At 68.8% G+C, this 18,246-nt stretch carries 13 protein-coding genes and 1 tRNA gene; 3 read left to right on the forward strand and 11 right to left on the reverse strand.

Going from position 1 to position 18,246, the window contains the following annotated elements; translation table 11 throughout:
• Positions 1-148: 148 nt before the first annotated feature.
• Entirely contained in the window at positions 149-859 is a 711-nt protein-coding gene (locus tag IEY31_RS10355) for a hypothetical protein (protein ID WP_188971648.1), read from the forward strand.
• A gap of 354 nt (positions 860-1,213) precedes the next feature.
• On the opposite strand, the gene IEY31_RS10360 is transcribed toward IEY31_RS10355, so the two are convergent.
• From IEY31_RS10360 to IEY31_RS10400, 9 genes are all read right to left on the reverse strand, one after another.
• Positions 1,214-3,148 carry a beta strand repeat-containing protein gene (locus IEY31_RS10360; RefSeq protein ID WP_188971650.1) on the reverse strand — a complete coding sequence of 645 codons (1,935 nt, stop codon included), beginning with the start codon at positions 3,146-3,148 and terminating at the stop codon, positions 1,214-1,216.
• A 395-nt stretch (positions 3,149-3,543) separates the two neighbouring features.
• Positions 3,544-3,963, reverse strand: a complete 420-nt coding sequence (locus IEY31_RS10365) for a hypothetical protein (RefSeq protein WP_188971652.1) — start codon at positions 3,961-3,963, stop codon at positions 3,544-3,546.
• Positions 3,964-4,177: 214 nt separating this feature from the next.
• Positions 4,178-4,579 carry a hypothetical protein gene (locus tag IEY31_RS10370; RefSeq protein WP_188971654.1) on the reverse strand — a complete coding sequence of 134 codons (402 nt, stop codon included), beginning with the start codon at positions 4,577-4,579 and terminating at the stop codon, positions 4,178-4,180.
• Between the two features lie 255 nt (positions 4,580-4,834).
• Positions 4,835-5,203 carry a hypothetical protein gene (locus IEY31_RS10375; protein ID WP_188971656.1) on the reverse strand — a complete coding sequence of 123 codons (369 nt, stop codon included), beginning with the start codon at positions 5,201-5,203 and terminating at the stop codon, positions 4,835-4,837.
• Positions 5,204-5,535: 332 nt separating this feature from the next.
• The gene (locus IEY31_RS10380; protein ID WP_188971658.1) at positions 5,536-7,845 is read right to left on the reverse strand and encodes an ATP-binding protein; all 2,310 of its coding nucleotides are present in this window, start codon (positions 7,843-7,845) and stop codon (positions 5,536-5,538) included.
• Positions 7,846-8,575: 730 nt separating this feature from the next.
• Positions 8,576-9,100: a hypothetical protein gene (locus IEY31_RS10385; RefSeq protein WP_188971660.1), complete on the reverse strand. Its 525-nt coding sequence runs from the start codon at positions 9,098-9,100 to the stop codon at positions 8,576-8,578.
• Entirely contained in the window at positions 9,097-10,011 is a 915-nt protein-coding gene (locus IEY31_RS10390) for a tyrosine-type recombinase/integrase (RefSeq protein WP_188971662.1), read from the reverse strand. The genes IEY31_RS10385 and IEY31_RS10390 overlap by 4 nt, the downstream gene beginning before the upstream one ends.
• 141 nt (positions 10,012-10,152) lie before the next feature.
• Positions 10,153-10,234, reverse strand: a tRNA-Leu gene (locus IEY31_RS10395).
• 117 nt (positions 10,235-10,351) lie between these two features.
• Positions 10,352-11,311: a nucleoside hydrolase gene (locus IEY31_RS10400; RefSeq protein ID WP_229723484.1), complete on the reverse strand. Its 960-nt coding sequence runs from the start codon at positions 11,309-11,311 to the stop codon at positions 10,352-10,354.
• 161 nt (positions 11,312-11,472) lie between these two features.
• Between IEY31_RS10400 and IEY31_RS10405 the strand changes: the two genes are divergently transcribed.
• Positions 11,473-14,601, forward strand: coding sequence for a BTAD domain-containing putative transcriptional regulator (locus IEY31_RS10405; RefSeq protein ID WP_188971664.1), 3,129 nt, complete (start codon positions 11,473-11,475; stop codon positions 14,599-14,601).
• 24 nt (positions 14,602-14,625) lie between these two features.
• A complete protein-coding gene (locus tag IEY31_RS10410; protein WP_188971666.1) occupies positions 14,626-15,396 on the forward strand; it encodes a 3-hydroxybutyrate dehydrogenase in 771 nt (256 codons plus the stop codon).
• Positions 15,397-15,447: 51 nt separating this feature from the next.
• Here the strand turns inward: IEY31_RS10410 and IEY31_RS10415 are convergent, their stop codons facing one another.
• Together IEY31_RS10415 and IEY31_RS10420 are read right to left on the reverse strand one after the other, a co-directional pair.
• The gene (locus tag IEY31_RS10415) at positions 15,448-15,939 is read right to left on the reverse strand and encodes a CAP domain-containing protein (protein WP_188971668.1); all 492 of its coding nucleotides are present in this window, start codon (positions 15,937-15,939) and stop codon (positions 15,448-15,450) included.
• Between the two features lie 245 nt (positions 15,940-16,184).
• Positions 16,185-18,215 carry a M3 family metallopeptidase gene (locus tag IEY31_RS10420; RefSeq protein ID WP_188971900.1) on the reverse strand — a complete coding sequence of 677 codons (2,031 nt, stop codon included), beginning with the start codon at positions 18,213-18,215 and terminating at the stop codon, positions 16,185-16,187.
• Positions 18,216-18,246 lie beyond the last annotated feature (31 nt).

Genomic DNA, 18,246 nt, shown 5'->3' on the forward strand with positions numbered 1-18,246 from the left:
TTTCGTCGCTGCTTGCGTTCTGATGTTGGCGAAAATCAGGCCCTTTCTTGGGTAGGGTTCTTGGCAGCCTCTAGGTGGCGTGAGGCCCCTGAGGCCAGGTGCGCCAAATTGTGGCCGCCCACGTGTCCTCAGTCGCTACCATGGGCTGGTGTTGCGCACCCGCTGGCTCCTGTCCGCCGCCCTGCTGTTCGGCCACGTGTATGGACAGGCCACCTTGTCTGACGTAGCGCCCGTGTCCACCCTGCTCACGCCCGGCAAGGTCACGGTCGAGATTCTGAAGATTGCCCTCCCAGACGATGCATTGGCGCTCGAAGCCCGTGTCCGGGAGGCAGTCAAGGGGCGGCCGGGCTGGTACCTGGAGCTGTGGGAGCAGACACCCGAAGGTGGAATCATCCCCTATGACGCCCGCCTGGGCATAACCGAACCGGAATTTCAGCGTCTCGTTACCGCCCGCCGCACCGTCACGGTGACCGGGTGCAGCACCATCACGCTCCTGACCATCAAGGAGGTACCTGGGCAGGTCTACCTGCGCGGCGGTCCTGGCCTGGACGGTCTGAATGGCGTCTCACTCAGGCCATGGCCGGGCGGGACTTACGCGGTCAACACCAGGGTTGGCACGGCGGGCGACCAGCGGGCCTGGACCACCACGGCTGACGATCCGCTGGGAGTCCGCTCGGGCTACACCTGGTCCCTGGGCGCGCGGCGGGAAGATCAGTCCAACTACCAGCTGGCCGCGCTGCATCTCTCCCGTGACCAGACCGGCCGGTTGATCGTGGGGTATGTCCTCGAAGAGAGACGTGATGGCCAGGAAGTCCGCAACGTGAATGTGGTGGTACGCAGCGCCAACTGTCAGCCCTGAACACGGACATTCAGGCGAATTCAAGGGCGCGGCCCCACCCGCTGAGCTGGAGAGCGCTGGGCCTGATCGCTCTTGACGGCAAAGAAAAAGCCCCACGCACTGTGGGGCGGTATTCCTGCCGCACACGGGCAGGTCCTGCTTGTTGGAGTGAGCCTAGCCCGCGCGCTGTCACAGGCGCATGACGTTCGTCCCACACATGAAGGGTTGCTCTGCAGGCTGTTCAGACATGAACGTCCGGAGGGCAGGCCTGATGACGTCGGCGCCATGCGGCGGCGTCCTGTACGTAACGTGACGTGGTCGCTGGCCTTCAGCAGCCTGATATCCAGAAATCGCGTGAAAGGTTGTCAACGCGTCTCAGGGCTCGCTGAACACGTTGTCTGGGTTGTTGCCGGTGACGCTGCCGCCGGGCTGGACATAAATGGCCCGCTTGGTGTTTCGGACGCCTCCCCCTTTGTTCCTTGCGGTGTTCCCGGTCACGCTACCGTTGGTGATGGTGAGCTTCCCATCGTTGTAGAAGCCACCTCCATCGCCCAGAGCGTCGGTGGCCTGGTTGCCACTGACCGTGGCCCCTGACAGCGTAAATTGTGCGGCCGGATCGCCGTTGGTGGCACTGGCTGCACCCACGAAGACGCCGCCGCCGTACAGAGCGGTGTTGTCCTTAATCCCGCCGCCGCTGGCTATGAAGACAGAATTGGGATACATGCGGATGCCGCCGCCCCCACCTTCCCCCGCGCCTTTACCAGTGACTGTGTTGCCGCTAATCTCGCCGCCGGTCATAGTGACCTGACCGTCCACCACCAGACCGCCGCCTGTGCGGGGCGCACTGTTGGCGTTGATCACGCCGCCCGAGAGCGTGAGTTTGCCGCTCCTGAACACGCGAATGCCGCCGCCGCCGTCGGTGCTGCCGGTGACCTTGTTGTTGCTGATCACGCCGCCCCCGATGGTGCTGTTCGTGCCGCTGCCCAGGCCGATGCCACCACCCGTGTTGACAGTGGTGTTCCCCGTGACGGTTCCGCCCGTCATGGTCAAGGTGGTGCGGCTAACCGAAATGCCGCCGCCATCTTCACCGGACGAGTTGCCTTTCACAGTGGCCGTTCCACCGAAGGTCACGGTGGAATTGATGGCGCGATTGGCAGGAGTGATCAGCAGCAGGCCGCCACCATTCTTGGACGCTGTATTGCCCTCGATGGTGCCGCCCGTGATGCTGGCGTCACGGAATATGCCCATGCCGCCTCCGTAAGGAGCCGCGTTGTCCCTCACAGCTCCGCCCGTCATCGTGAAGTTACCGTTGATCCACAGGCCCCCACCGCTACCCCCCGCCGCGTCATCGGTCACGCGGTTGTTATCGATATTGCCGCCGCTCACAGTGACCTCGGGGATGACCAAGTTGTTCTGCGCTTCCAGCGTCGACTGCACCGTGATCCCGCCACCAAAATAGGCCGCCGTATTCCCGCTGACGCTGCCACCCGTGATGGTCACGTCACCGTTGCTGTAGATGCCGCCGCCCGCGCTGCCGGTCGTGTTCGTCCCGGTCTGGACCACCGGCTCAGTCGCGGTATTGCCGTCCACCTTGCCACCGCTGATCGTCGTGGCGCTGCCCACCCCACCATAGATGCCACCGCCAGAGTACGTGGCCGTATTCATGCTGACGCTGCCTGCTTCCACTTTCAATGTGCCCTTGTTGAAGATGCCCCCGCCCCCGCCGCTGCTTTCCTCCTTGTTCTCAGCCAGACCTTGCGCCGAGTTGCCGGTCACGCTGCTGTTGCCGCTGAGGGTCAGCGTTGCCCCTTTCAGGTTGGCGATGCCGCCGCCCATGTTGGCCGCGCCGCCCGTCACGGTGGTGCCGTCCAGCGTCAGCGTGCCCTCGTTGAGCAGCACGCCGCCGTAGGTCGCCACGGTCAGGTCCTGTTTGCCGACAGTCGCGAGCGTGATGGGCGCTCCCGTGCCGCCTTTCAAGGTGCCGCCTGTGATGATGACCGTGACCCCGCTGGGAAGTTCCAGGGCGCGGCCCTTGCCGGCGGCGTCGATGACGCCACTGCCCAGGTTCAGCGTCACGCTTCTGGTGACCTTGAGTGGGCCGGCCAGGGTGATGGTGCCGGCGTCGAGCCTGAGCGTATCCCCCGCCCCGGCGCTGGACAGCAGTTCGCGCAGGGTGCCGGGGCCGCTGTCGGCCAGGCTGGTCACGGGCGTGCCCACCAGCGGTGGATCGACGTTGCCACCGCCGCAAGCGGCCAGCAGCACAGACAGGGACAGAAGTGGAAGACCGAGCCGGACCAGTGGTGCGTTCATAACGACCCCCTCTGCCCCGGAAGTTGACGGAGGGAGGGGGAACACCGCCCGTCACCCTCAAGGGTGAGGCGAGTGTGCAGGGAACGGCGTCAAGTCGCCGTCAATTCCGCGTCGACGTGCGAAGTCGCAGCACTCTGGAATCTTTCTGCGCCTGGCTGCGACATCACGAAGCGCTCAGGAACCGCATACGGGTAGACTTCGAGCTGTCAGGCCCCTTTCTCCAGGGCCGCTCCACCTGGACGCCCAGCAGGCCGACGTGCAGTTGGCGCTGTGCTATGGCGATGCCTCCAGGAATGCGCCAGCCTTCGTTTCCGCACTCCTGGCGTACGGCCAGGACCCAGCCGTGTCGTGACCCTCTACAAGGGAGATAGCGTCACCCATGACGCAGCTGCTTTTCAGTCCTTTTCAGGCTGTTCTTCCCCAACGACCATCGCCTGAACAGTGTAGCTGTACCCCGAAGCCGGATTGGTCAGGGTGAACCGGCCTGTCTGACGCACTGCCTGACGCCGGTCGTCGCGCGAGATTTTCAGCCCGACCACGCCTGCAGCGTGTGAAGGACGGAGACTGGCCTTCACGTTGCTCGGCAGGTCTTCGACCGTCAGCACCATCTGCCGCGGATCGCCCAGCGCGAACATAACCTCAGGGGGCAGCGCCACCCCCTGCCAGTTGCTTTCAGTGTAGAGACTGTCGTATCTCAGAACGTCTCCCCCGTCTGCGTTGGCCACCACCGTGGCCAGTGGCAACGGGACAGCGACGACCGCATACATTCCATTCAGGGCGGTCAGGGTCAGCAGGACGGTCAGCATCTTTTTCATGGTGGCTCTCCTCGGCGGGTGGAAAGAGTGCAGGGAAAGATGGTGGGGAGACAGACAGCGGACTTTCACAATCCAGGGTGGCGCGTCTGTGCGCCACGCCTTGCGGGGCATGACGTACACCGCCTGGCTGTAGACACCGGATTGCAGGGACCTGCGGTCCGGGCGATCACCTCTGAGGCGGACCAACCCTCAGCTGATCTCAGTGAAGCCCGGGTCAGGGCGTGGGCAGGAGGTCGTTCCAGCCCACCTCGCCGGCCATCCCCACTGCTGAGAATGACGACGTGTTGTCCGACGCCCGCAAGCCCGAGAACGCCACAACGGACATGTGATGCAGTGGGTGGTACCACAGGGCCGTCATAACGGTGTCTGCGCTCACGTGGGCGCGCCTGGAGACGTATCCCGCCCGGCTCAGCATGGTCCCCAGGGTCTGCATGCGCGTCTCGCACTCGGCGAGCTTCAGCCCTGTTGCGGACATGGCGCTCACCTTGGTGGCCAGGGTGTCGGGTGGACCAGGCGTTTGCCTGATGGCCAGGGTACCGGGAAAGGCCAGCAGGACCAGCAGGACCAGCGCGGACGAGGTAGGGCGGACTACAGTTACAGTCTTAAGCGTGGACATGAAGGTCCTCCAGGGCAGTCCTGGCCTGCCGCCGCGCCTCCCGTTCCAGACGGAACCAGAGACAGCGCGGAGAGAAAGAGTGGACCGCTGCCGGACATCTGCGGAGCGTGGTGCCTGGCTCCTGCCGTCCACGGTGGGGGCGTGTGCTCCGGAGGCTGCGCATGGCGGGTCCAGAACAGACGGCCGTGCGGTAAGTCGCGAGACCGGGCGCCCCTGCCTTGCTCACGTGCCAGCGGCGGGCGCCGTGTCTGCCGCTCAGAATGCGAGAGGTTCATTCCAGCGCATCAGGCCAGTCAGTTCAGTCGCAGAGAACTCGTTGCCGGACTCCTGCCAACCCGCGAAGACCAGAACTGACGTGCGGCGCTCCGGATGGGACCAGCGCGCGATCATGGTGCCGTCAACCAGCTGCGAGCGCACGAGGCGGTAGCCCGCCTCGCGGAGCACCAGGTCCAGGGCACCCATACGCTGCTGGCATTCGCTCCCCATCAGCCCGGTGCCGGACATGGCGCTGAGCTGGGTCCCCAGTGCGTCCGCCTGCCGGGCAAGGGCGCTGGGCACCCCCAGCAGGGCCAGGGTCAGCAGCACAGCCGAGGTGCGGCGGACGAAGTTGTGAAGGGTAGGCATGGTGATCCTCCAGGGCAGGCCAGACCTGCCGCCGCGCCTCCCGTTCCAGACGGAACCAGAGACAGCGCGAAGAGAGACGGAGTGGACCGCTGCCGCACATCCGGGGAGCGTGGTGCTCGGCTCCTGCCGTAGATCAGCGCTGGGCTGATGCCTTCAGGGTGCGCGTTCCCGGGACAAAGCACATCGCCAGGACTGGGTACGGTGCAGTCAGGCGACCCTGACAGAATCCGGTAGGCCCCAGTCCTTGGCTGGAAGTCACGGCAGAACAAAGCTGCCGGGCGTCCGGCCCGGACAGGCTGACGCTGGCGTGTCCAGCCGCAAGGCCGGGTCTCCTACGGCGGGGGCGGCCCGGGCGTTGCCGTGTCCGCCAGACCATGCGCGAGGGCCCAGCGGGCCAGTTCCACGCGGTTGTGCAGGCCCAGCTTGCCCAGCAGGTTACCCACGTGCTTGCTCGCGGTGCCGGGGCTGATCTTTAGCAGTCGCGCCACCTTGCGGTCCGGGTGACCCTGCGCCACCAGCGCCAGCACCTCCAGTTCGCGTGGCGTCAACTCAGGATGGGCGGCCTTCAAGATCGGCACCTGAACCAGCCGCTCAGCCAGATCCACCATGTCCGCCACCTGCAGGTGAAGCCCTGTCGTCCAGGCCTGATGATACGCCGTCTCGCCCAGCGCCTGCCTGGCCAGGGCCATATCCTGACGCAAGCGGCGGTCCGGCAAATTCTGCGAGCGGCCCCAGTCGGGATCATTCACGAACGCTGTGAACTGCACCAGCGTTGCCCAGTCGCGCTGCTCAGCCGCAATCAGGGTCAGTCCCAGACGCAACGCAAAGTCGACTATCCCCCGGAACCCCCGGGCCACCGCATCGTGCAGACAGGACAGCAGCTGGCCCCTGGCTTCAGGCAGTCGGTTCAGGTACACCAGCAGCTGGCCGATCATGACCCTGGATACCAGCTCGAAGACCGGGTTGACCGCCTCCTGGAAGTACTCGCAGGCCAGCTGGGCGTACTCCAGAGCGTCTGTATATCGGTTCATTTCCAGCAGATCCAGTGCGCCGCCCAGGTAGACACTGGCCCGCAGCATCTGCTGCTTACGGGTCGGCGGGTTATTGCCCATCCGTTCGCGCAGCTCACGGATGACGTCCTGGGTGATGGTCCAGGCCTGTTCCCCCTGACCGGTGTCACGCATCACGTAGGCCAGATTGCCGCTGGCCCAGGCCGCGCTCTCCACATCGCCCAGCGCTTCACAAAGTGCCAGAACCTCCTGTAACCGCGCCTCACAGGCCTGGAACTGCCCCGTGAACCTCAGGTTGTCCACAGTGATTTCCAGTGCCCGGAGCAGTGTGCCCCGGTCCTCCGGCGGGGGCAGGGCCAGCACCCGCTCGACCAGCGGCGCCTCCTGCACATGCAGTCCGAAAGGCAACCACAGGCGGCCGATGGCGCCGAGGTAGCGGTAGGCGAGATCAGAGTGGCGCCCCTCCACGGCCCAGACCATCCCGGACCGGATGTTCGGGTAATGCGGCAGGAATGCGTCCCGTCGGTCCACGGTCTCGTGCTGCCAGCTGCGCTGGAGCTCTTCGAGCATTTCCAGAAAGTGCCGCGCATGTCGCTCTCGCCAGATGGCGGCTTGCGGGTGGCCGTTCAGGTGTTCCACGGCCAGTTCCCGCAAAGGCTGGAGCATCTTCCACAGGGTAACCGGCGTGTCTAGGCGCTGCAACAGGCTCTGCTCCAGCAGCGCTTCCGCCCGCTCCAGCACTTCAGACGAGCCCCATACCTCGGCCAGCGCCTGCGGCGTGAACGGACCTGCGAACACCGCACAGCATTCGAACACCGCCCGGTCCACCTCACCCAGCAGGTCGTAACTCCACTGCACGGTGGCCCGCAGGGAACGCAGGCGTTCGGGCCGGTCCCGGAAGTCCGCCTTGAGCACATCCAGGGGATGTTCCAGCTGGGCCAGCAGGTCCCCCAGGGCATACGTTCGGGTGCGCATGGCTGCCAGTTCCAGCGCGAGGGGCACACCCTCCAGCAGCTCGCACAGCCGCGTGACCTGGGCGGCGTTGGCCTCGTTCAGCACAAACGTGGGACTCAGGGCCTGCACGCGCGCCACGAACAGCTGCACCGCGGCGCTCGAGGCGGCGTCATGAACGCGGTGGGGCAGCGCCAGCGGTTCCACCGTGTATTCCGTCTCGTCGTGGAGCCGCAGCGCCGCCCGGCTGGTGACCACCAGCTGCAGCGTGTCTGTGCGGGCCAGGAGATCACCCAGTCCTGGGGCTGCAGGGAGAAGTTGCTCGAAGTTGTCCAGGATCAGCAGCGTGCGGCGGCGGGCCACGAAGTCCTGGATCTGCCGTTGTGGTGTGCTCCGTGGTCCACTGTCGGACAGGGACGCCGCGATCAGGCCCATCACCTGCTCCGGGCCGCGGACGGCGCTGAGATCAATGAACTGCACGTGATCAAGATGGGGCACGTTCTGTTGCCGGAAGGCGTAGGCCAGATGGAGGGCCAGGGCGGTCTTGCCGATTCCACCGGGGCCGCGCAGGGTGAGCAGCCGCATCCCATTACAGAGCAATTTGAGCAGTTGGCGCAGGTCATGCTCGCGGCCGTATAGCGGAGCGAGCGCACCCGGCGGTAACCCCGGCAGGTGGTTCATAGATCAGTGTAGACCCCGGTGGGGGCGGGCTGTGATGGCCGGACTGGACCGGGCGGTTGGGAAGCCGGTGCCGACATCGAGACCTGCTGCTGTCTGATGAAGACGTCCCTGTGACATCAAGGACACTGGCTGTTCATGGGGCACGACAAAATATTGGCCTTCGCGAGGTCAGTTCCTTCCCGGCGGGGACCGGTGACCAGGACTACAGGGCTGCGCTCTTTCGGCGCTTCGCGGGAGGTGCCCACCTGGATGCCAGCTTCATTCTCGTGGGCCATCTCAGGCGGCGTCGCCGGCGCGGCGTCCTGGATCGGATGGGGGGCCAGTTGCTCGCCCAGGTCCCACACCCCAGCGTGGCCCAGCGAGGGCAGATGGCCCGGCTGCGCCGCCAGCGCGTGAGCGCATGGAGCGTAGACGAGACTCCCCGGCGGCCCTGAGATGGTGGTCGTGCTGGCCAGGTGCTGAGCGCGGCGCGGACACTGCTGCACACATCAGCAGGCCAGCAGGCCCTTCGGAAAGCGCTGCCAGGCACGGACCAGGAGAGGACTTGCCCGAACCTCTGCAAGGCGGCTGGCTGGACACGTTCGCTCTGTGACGCTCTCAAGCTGGAACTGCCGGGGGCCCGGGCCGGCGCTGGCGGTCGTGGTCTGCGCGCCGGCTGCCCGCGCCTCGCTGACAGCTGCGGATAGACCATGCCAACTGAGCCTGTTGAACGTCCATGGCGGGGCGCAGGTCACCTGGACTTGTACCCCCCATCACACGTTCCAGAGATCGTAGATGGGCTGCGCCACCGACAACCGTGAAAGTGTGCCGCCCTCTCCCCCTGCTCCCGTCGTTTCCTTGCCGCAGTCCCTACCCCAGTCGCCACAGCCGTCAGCCGGGCGCCCATCACCCGCTCGACGGTCCAGTACGGCAGGGCCGCAGCGGCAGGACCCACGCACGCGGGCCAGCGCCGCGACAGCCTGCCCCCACTGACCTGCAGGTGCGCGCAGGCGCACAGCAGCGTCAGGGTGTGGCTGACGTCACAGGGCGGCAGTTGACCACGCGTGGGCAGGCACTCGCGGGCGACACGAACAACATCTGCGTGACCCAGCACCGGCAGCAGCAGCGTGAAAAAGTCGGGCGCGCACTGCTTGATCTCGACCAGCAGCGCCAGGCTCTGGGGCGAACACCGCAGCCCCACCAGCACCAGGGCCGCCAGGCCGTCCAGGCCGGCGACGCTTCCGTCTCCGGCCCCAGCCCCCCCCTGTGCCCTCACCGCCGCCCCAGGTTGTCCACCGGTGACGCGAGGCTGTGCCGGCGCTGCAGGTCGTCGGGCAAAAACTTGACGTACCGCCGCGTCATCTCCAGGGTGGTGTGCCCCAGGATCTGCTGCAGGCTGAAAATGTCGCCCCCGCCCCGCAGGTAGCCCACCGCGAAGCCGCGGCGCCAGGCGTGGGGCGCGGTATGTGACCTCGGAACCTCGGCGGCGGCGCTGATCTTGACCAGCAGGTGTGTGAGCCCCCCTTTCGTCATCGGTTCCCCCGTGCGGCCCAGGAACAGCTGCTGCACCATCGGAAGGGCAGCGCGGCGCTCCTTGCGCTCATAGGCGTTGAGCGCCTTTGACGTTTTGAGCCCTATCGGCACCACGCGGGCCTTCTCGCGCTTGGCCGTCTCCGCGCGCACCGTGATCATGCCGGTGGTCATGTTCAGGTCGTCCACGCGCAGCTGCAGCACCTCGCCCATGCGCAGCCCGGTATCGTACAGGCACAGCAGGATGGCCCGGTTGCGCAGCGGCTGGGTCATGCCCGCCGCCACCTTCAGGCAGCGCTCCACCTCATCGGGCTGCACCGCCGGGGGGCGCTCATGCGGCAGGGTGGGCAGCCGCAGTTTCGCGGTGGGGTCGCACGCCAGCAGCTCCTCCTCGGCGGCCCAGCGCAGCGTGGCCCGCACGCCCCGCAAGACGGCGTGTTCCCCTCCCGCCTTCATCCCGTGCGTGTCCCGGAGCCACAGCTGGAACTCGCGCAGCAGCGGCAGGGTGATCAGCTCCGCGTCCCGGGCCAGCCCCTGGGCCTCCATGAACTGCAGCAGCGGTTCCAGGGAGTAGAAGTAATAGGCGATGGTGGCCGGCGAGAGGCGCAGCGCGGCGAGGTGGCGAACGTGCATCTGGTGCAGGTCTGTGAGCAGCATGGAGCCTCCCTGCTGACCGCATTCGGGCGTCCTGTGGGCGGCACTCGATTGCTGGAGGAGGCTGGGGGCCATTCTCGTCACGCACCGCCCGCCCCAGCAAACGCAAAAAGCCCACGCAGACGCATGGGCTTGTGCTCGTGGTGGTGCCGATGGGGGGACTCGAACCCCCACGGTTTCCCGCTCGATTTTGAGTCGAGTGCGTCTACCATTCCGCCACATCGGCCTGCGCCTGACTGAGCGCGGACGGAATCTTAGCGTGCCGGGGCAGGGCCGGTCAAACGCGGCCCGACGAGGCCGGCGGACCCGCCGGGAAAAAGCTTCTCCCGTTCCCGCCTTGACCCTACGGCAGCAATGCGACACGCTCCAGCAACAACTCGAAAAACGCCTGGTCCCGCACGCCCACGGCCACCTGAACGTTGCGCCCGCCCCCGTTCACGCCGTACACGTCACAGACCGTGCGGCCCAGATTCAGACCCGCCTGCACCTCGATGTCCACGCGCATGGCCTGCCAGTCCAGCAGGTCCGGGCGGATCACAGCCGCCGCCGCCAACGGATCATGCAACGCGCCGCCGCTGAGGTTGTAGCGCTCGCGGTAGACGCCCGCGTAGAAGGTGAGCAGTTCGGCGCACACCGCGCCGGCACGGTTGTCCAGCCCACGCAGGGCAGCGATTCGTTCGGGGCCGGCGACGCACTGCATGGTGACGTTCAGGCCCACCATCCGCAGCGCCACGCCGGACTCGAACACGATGTGCGCGGCGTGGGGGTCCGCGAACACGTTGAACTCGGCGGCAGGAGTGCAGTTGCCGCCGCCAGTGCTGCCGCCCATCCAGACCACCTCCCGCAGCAGCGCCGGTAGGGCCGGCTCCAGGCGAAAGGCCAGCGCCAGGTTGGTCAGCGGCCCTGTCGCCAGCAGCGTGATCTCGTGCGGGTGGGCGCGCACTGTACGGATGATGAAGTCGGCGGCGTGTTCAGCTTCCGGGGGCCGCAGGGGTTTGGGCAGTCCCGCCGCCGGCAGCCCCGAGTCGCCGTGGACCGCCGCCGCCGTCACCGGGTCGCGCACCAGTGGGCCCTGCGCCCCGGCGAAATACGGCACGCCCGCGCCAGCCTCGCCGGCCAGAGCCAGGGTCACCCCGGCGTTGCGGACCGTCAGTGGCAGGCTCACGTTGCCGTGCGTTACCGTGATGCCCAGCACGTCCAGCTCCGGACTGGCCAGCGCCAGCAGCCAAGCCACGGCGTCGTCCAGGCCAGGATCGCCGTCAAAAATCACTTTCAGGGGAGGGGTCAGGTCAGCGCGGCTCACCCCGCGATTCTAGGGCGGCCCACCTTCGCCGCGCTGCGCCTGCCGCGTGGCCCATGTCTGGCAGCGCACACCGCGCCAGCCCTGCTGGACACCTGCGTCGCTGCACCCGTTCCCGCGCCCTGGCCACCCCCGGATTCGGCCGCCCCTGCTAGCATCCGGCCATGACCCTGAACTGGCGTGACCTGACCTCGCGGCGGCGGGCGCGGGTGCCGGCCGTGCGCGGCGCGTTGCTGCGGCCCCGTCTGCAGGCAGCCCTGGACGCGGCGCGGGTGCTGGTGCTGGTTGCCCCGGCGGGCTACGGCAAGACCACCGCGCTGGCCGGCAGCGGTCTGGAACCCGCACGCATCTGGCTGACCCTGGACGCCGACGACAGTGACCCGCAGGTGCTGGCCGCCGGGCTGGCGCTGGCCGCCGAGGGACTGCCCGGCGGCGCGGTGGCCACGGAACTGCTGGACGCCGGAGCCTCGCCCCGACGCGTGGCGGCCCGGGTCGCAGACCTGCTGGACGCCTGCGGGGGCCTGCTGGTGCTGGACGAGGCGCAGCATCTGGGCGGCGACGCAGGAAACGGTGGCGCGGGGGACGTGCTGCGCGAACTGCTGGGCGGCGGCCTGCCTGGAACCACCGCCGGGCGGCTGGCTCTGCTCTCCCGCGTGCCGCTGATGCTGCCGGAACTGGCCCGGCTGGACGCGGCCGGCGAGGTCACGCGGCTGGGCACGGCGGAACTGGCCTTTACCCGGCAGGAGATGGGCGAACTGCTGCGTGCCGGGGGCCTGTTCCCCACCGACGCGGAGGTGCGGCTGGCCCACGCAGCCACCGAGGGATGGCCCATCGCGGTGCGCTTTCTGGCCCAGGCGGCGGCACAGGGGCGCGTGCGGCTGGCCGAGCTGGCGGATCTGGACGGCGGCGAGGCGCAGCTGGGCACCCTGTTCGCGTACCTGGCCAGCGAGGTGCTGGGGCCGCTGGACCCCGGCCTGCGCGCGGTCCTGACTCGCGGCAGCGTGTTCGAGGAACTGACCCCCGAACTGGTCTGCGAGGTGCTGGGCAAGGCGGACGGGGCGGCGCTGCTGGAGGCACTGGCGGCGGGCGGGACCCTGCTGATCCGCACCGACGCGCTAACCAGGGCCGAGGATTCGGCGCTGCCGGAGGGAGCCGTGTACCGCGCCCACCCGCTGCTGCGCGCTCACCTGCGGGCCGGGTTGCCCCGCACCGAGGTCCAGGCGCTGGCCGCGCGGGGGGCAGCGTATTTCGAGCGCAGCGGGCGGCCCCGGCGGGCGCTGTCGGCCTACGTGCTGGCCGGCGACGCGGCGCGGGCGGCGGCGCTGCTCTCGGCGCACGGGGCCGGGTGGCTGGCCCTGGGCCGGGCCGGGCTGATCGAGCGCAGTCTGGGGCGGGTGCCGCGTGCGGTCTGGACGCCCGAGCTGCACGGGCTGGCCGGTGACGCGCTGCGCCTGTCCTCACGCTACGGCGAGGCGCTGGCCGAGTACGGGCAGGCCACGCCCCTGCTGCGGGCGCTGGGGCAGGTACAGGTGGCCCTGGACACCGTGCAGCCGGACGCGGGCTGGGAGGCGCTGGCCCAGGCCGAGACCCTGGCGCCCGGAGAGCAGAGGGTCCGGCGCATGCGGGCCGAGAACCTGCTGAACGCTGGACGGCTGCCGGAGGCGCTGGCCATGGCTCCTGAGCTGCGCGACGGGGCGCGCTACGCCCTGCGTTCGGGTGATCTGGAGCGGGCGCTGGCCCTGGCGCTGGCCGCCGCACACGGCGAGGCCGGCGGGGCGCGGGCGGCCCAGAACCACCGCGAGGGGCTGCTGCTGGCCGCCTTCGTCACGGCGCTGCACGGCGAGACGGCACAGGCCTGCGCGCACGCCCGCGCCGGGCTGGCGGAGGGCGAGCGCCTGGAAAGCCCATTTGTGCGTTCGCTGGCCCTGGCCCGGCTGGGCCACGCCCAGTTGACGGCCGGGAACTTGGACGGCGCGCGCACCACCTACGGCGAGGCGCTGGGGCTGGCGCAAGAAGTTTCGGGGCGCCTGCGGGCCGAGCCGCTGATGGGACTGGCTGCGCTGGCGGGCCTTTCAGGCGACGCGCAGGCGGCGAGGACGCTCAAGACCGAGGCGCTGGCGCAGACGGGCGGCGACGGCTACATGGCCGGCCTGCTGCATCTGGCGACGGCCCTGAGCATTCAGCAGGCCGGGGGCGCGGACCCGGACGGCCTGGCGGCGGCCCTGTCCGCCTTCCAGACCTGCGGTGACGCGTTTGGGCTGGCCTGCGTCGCGCTGGCCCGCTTTGCCGCAGAGGGGGCCGGAGCCCAGGAAGCCGCCCACGCGGCGGCGCGTTTCCCCTTCCTGCTGGCCCGGCACAGCCTGTTCTCGCCGCTGGCCGACGCCCCCGGCCGGGCGCGTGTGCTGGCGCAATTGGCCCACGCCCAGCCCGAACTGCGCCACGCGCTGACACCGCTGGCCCACGCCCTAGGCTACCCCGAGCTGCCCCACCCCGATCAGACGCCTGGGTTCGGGGTGCGGGTCTCGGTCCTGGGGCGGGTGTCGGTGACGCGCAGTCACGAGCGCCGCCCGCGTGAGTGGGGCCGGGCCAGAGCGCGCGATCTGCTGGCCCTGCTGTCGGTTCATGACGGCGGCCTGCCGCGCGAGGCCGCGCAGGAGGCGCTGTTTCCAGGGGCCGATCCCGGCGTCGGCGAGCGCAACTTCCGGGTCACGCTGCACGCACTGGGGCAGGTGCTGGAGGAAGGAGCCGTCAGCGGCGTCTTTCTGGAGCGCGGCGACTGGATTCGCCTCAGGACCGGCCCCGGCCTGCACGTCGATCTCGCGGAAGCCCGTGCACGGTTGGACGCGCCGACCGGCGGGGCCGGACGCCTGGACGACCTGCTGGCCCTGCCGGACCGGGTCGCCGACTCGGACCTGGGCGACGTGCAGCAGGAAGCCCAGCGCTACGCCGCACGCCTGCCCGACGCCCTGGCCGCCGAGGCCGGACACGCCCTGAACAGTGGCCACGCCGAACGGGCGGTCCGCGCCGCCGAACGCGCCCTGGCCCTGGACCCTGCCCACGAGGGGGCCGCGCAGGTCCTGATGCGCGCCTGGCACGCACGCGGCAACGCCGCCGCCGCCCGCCGCGTGTACGACCAGCTGCGCGGCGCGCTGGACGATCTGGGGCTGGGGCCGCTGCCGCAGACGCGGGCGCTGGCCGAGGCGGGACGCGGCGGACCGGCACCCACGGTCAGGCAGGGGGCCAGCGCTGACGCCGGTGAGGAACCGGAGCCGGCCACCCGAACGGCGCGGTAACGCCAGCGCCCTACACTCGGGGGCATGACAACTCCACAGGAACAGAGAACGGCGCTGGTCACGGGCGGCACAGGCGGCATCGGCCTCGCCATTGCGCTCAGGTTGCGAAACGACGGACTGCGAGTGGCCGTCCTGGACCTGGACCGGCCACAGGCACGCGAGGTGGCCGCCGAGCACGGCCTGACCTTTATCGCGGCCGATCTGGGGCAGCGCGAGGACTGCCGCCGCGCCGTCGATGAGACGGTGGCGGCGCTGGGCGGGCTGGACGTGCTGGTCAACAACGCGGGCTTCCAGCACATCGCCCCGGTGGCCGACTTTCCCGAAGACACCTGGGACGCCATGCTGCGCGTGATGCTCACCGCGCCGTTTCTGCTGTCCAGGTACGCCTGGCCGCACCTGACGCGTAGCGGGCAGGGACGCATCATCAACATTTCCAGCATTCACGGCCACGTTGCCAGCCCCTTCAAGAGCGCGTATGTCAGCGCCAAGCACGGGCTGATCGGCCTGACGCGTACCGCAGCGCTGGAGGCGGGCGATCAGGGCCTGACCGTCAACGCCATCTGCCCCGGCTATGTCCGCACGCCGCTGGTCACCGGCCAGATGGCCGATCAGGCCCGCACGCGCGGCATCACTGTTGAGGAGGTCGAGCAGCGGGTGATGCTGGAGAGTGCGGCCATCAAGCGCCTGCTGGACCCCGAGGACATCGCCGGCCTGGCCAGCTATGTTGCCAGCCCTGCCGCCTGGGGCATGACCGGGGCCGTGCTGGATCTGGACCTGGGCTGGACGGCGCGGTAAGGAAGGACGGTCAGGGCGCGAGGCTGTGTTGCGCCCCGTCCTGACCGCCGCTTACCTGGGCTGGCTGCTCAGGACAATCACGTAGGCGGTGCCGCGCGCGCCCTGCACGATGCTGGTTCCGGCATGGGTGTAGCGGCCCTCGGTCATCCAGTAGCAGTGGGCGGCGCTGCCCAGCCACCAGCGCATGGCCTGTTCGGGATCCAGGCCCAAACCCATGTAGACAATCTCCGTGACGCTCGTGGCGTTGACGCCAGTGCTGGCCGCCCGGACCCGCACCGTGCTGCCGCCCTGCCCGGTGTGGGTCACCTGCCCGGAGGCGGCCATGTACCCGGACTGCAGCCGGGCGGCCTGCGCGTGGGGAACGCTGTCGCTCAACGCGCCGGCCACCGGGCGCCGGCCGCTGCCGGGACAGGTTACGCCCTGTGTCCGGATCTCGTTCAGCCGCGCGAGCAGGTGGGCCTCTGGCGCCGTCTGGGCGTGGGCGGCCGGGCTGGCCAGCAGGGAGAACACGGCGGCACCGAGCAACAGGGCGCGTTTGACCATCCGCGCAGAGTAATACGAATGTCTTTTGGCGCGTGTACAAATCCGCACAACCCGGAGACCAGCTTCTGGCACCCGCACAATGAACGTCGTTGATCTGCCCTTGCCCCCAGTGGGGACGCACGTCCAGGGTCAGCGAGAACGCCCCACCTTCGGGGGGATTCCGGGAGTCTGACGGCGGCATCCACACCGAACAAGACAACGCCGGCCCCCGATGGTCAGGGGGCCGGCGTTCTTGCGGAGCGGGTTCAGCCGGGCAGCAGACCGCTGCGGCGCAGCAGGGCATCGGCATCGGGGTCACGGCCCATGAACTCCCGGTACAGCTGGGCGGGATCCTCGCCGCCGCCCCGGCTCAGGACGCTGTCCACGAAGGCGCGGCCCGTGTCGCGGTTGAAGATCCCCTCGCTGGCGAAGCGGGTAAAGGCATCGGCGTCCAGCACCTCGGCCCACTTGTAGCTGTAATACCCGGCCCCGTAGCCCACCGGGCTGCTGAACAGGTGGCTGAAGGCCGCCACCATGGCGTAATCGGCCGGCAACGCGAACGGCACGAAGCGGGCCATGCTGTCGCGGGCCAGCGCAATCGGGTCCGCCTCGCCCGCCGGATCGTACTCGACGTGCAGCATCAGGTCAGTGGACCCGAAAGAGTACTGGCGCATGGCGGTGTTGGCAGCGCGGTAATTGCGGGCCGCCACCATCTTGTCGAACAGGTCCTGCGGCAGCGCCTCTCCGGTCTGGTGATGGCGGGCAAACAGGTCAAGGGCCTCCCGCTCCATCACCCAGTTTTCCATGATCTGGCTGGGCAGTTCCACGAAGTCCCAGGCGACGCTGGTGCCGCTCAGTGACTTGACCGGCACGCGCGACAGGGCGTGGTGCAGCAGGTGTCCGAACTCATGGAACACCGTCTCCACCTCGCGGATCGACAGCAGGGCAGGGGCGTCCTTGCCCGGAGGGGTCATGTTGCCGCACATCAGGCCCAGGTGGGGGTCCACCCCGCCCTCGCGGGGGCCGCCGGTCACGAAGCCGTTCATCCACGCCCCGGCCCGCTTGGTGTCGCGCGGGAACCAGTCGGTGTAGAAGGACGCGACGTGCGTGCCGGCCTCGTCGTGGATGTCGTAGTAGCGCACATCGGGGTGCCAGCCGGGGGCCTGCGCCTCCTTCACCGACGCGCCGAACACGCGGCGGGTGATCTCGAACAGGCCGGACAGGACGTTGTCCAGCGCAAAGTAGGGCCGCAGGGCTTCCTCGTCAAAGTCATACTGGGCCTGACGCTGCTTTTCCGCCCAGTACGTCACATCCCAGGCTTCCAGAGCGGGGGCGTCGGCCCCGGCGTGCTCGCGGTAGAACGCTTCCAGCTCCGCGTTCTCGCGCTCGAAGGCGGGGCGGGTGCGGGCTTCGAGGTCACGCTCGAAGTTCAGGGCCGCCTCGCCGCCGCCCGCCATGCGGTCCTGCAACACGTAGTCGGCAAAGTTGGCAAAGCCCAGCAACTGGGCCTTCTCACGGCGCAGTTTCAGGATCTCGCCCACCAGGGGACGGTTGTCGCGGCCCTCGCCGCGGCCCACCTGCTGCTGGGCCTCCCAGATCTCGCGGCGCAGTTCGCGGTCGTCGGCGTAGATCATCAGCGGCGTGGTAACCGGCTGGTGCAGCGTCAGGCGGTGGCCAGCCTGACCGCGTTCCTGGGCATCAGCCCGGGTGGCCTCCAGCACGCGCTGCGGTACGCCCGCCAGCCGGTCCTCCTCCACGTACAGCTCGTAGGCCGCATTGGCGTCCAGCACGTTCTTGCCAAAATCGCTGGTCACGCGGGCCAGGCGGGTGTTCAGTTCCAGCAGCCGGGCCTTGTCGGCGTCATTCAGGTCCGCACCCTCGCGCTTGAAGTCGTCGATGGTCAGCTTGAGGTGACGGGCACGCACCGGGTCCAGCCCCCGGGCGTCGTCGGTCGCGGCAAAGGTCTTGAGGGCGGCCCACAGGCCAGGATGCAGGCTCAGGCCGGTGTAGAACGCGCTGACCTTGGGCAGGATCGCCAGCTTGGCCGACGTCCAGGCCGGGCTGCTGACCACGCCGTCCAGGTGATGGACGATGGTGGTCACGGTGCCGAGCTGTTCGGTCAAGGTGTCCAGATCGGCCATGAAGCCGACGAACTGACGCTCACCGGACTGCGCCAGCCGCTCCAGCCGCTCGCTGGCCTCGGCAAGCAACTGGTCCACGGCGCTCTCGGCGTGCTCGGGCTTAATTTGATCGAAGGGAACGCGGAAACCCACGTTGAGCAGCGGGTTCTCCGTCATCACGGTTGTAGAGTTCACGGCCAGAGTATAG

Source organism: Deinococcus aerolatus (genome assembly GCF_014647055.1).
Classification (GTDB): Bacteria; Deinococcota; Deinococci; order Deinococcales; family Deinococcaceae; genus Deinococcus; species Deinococcus aerolatus.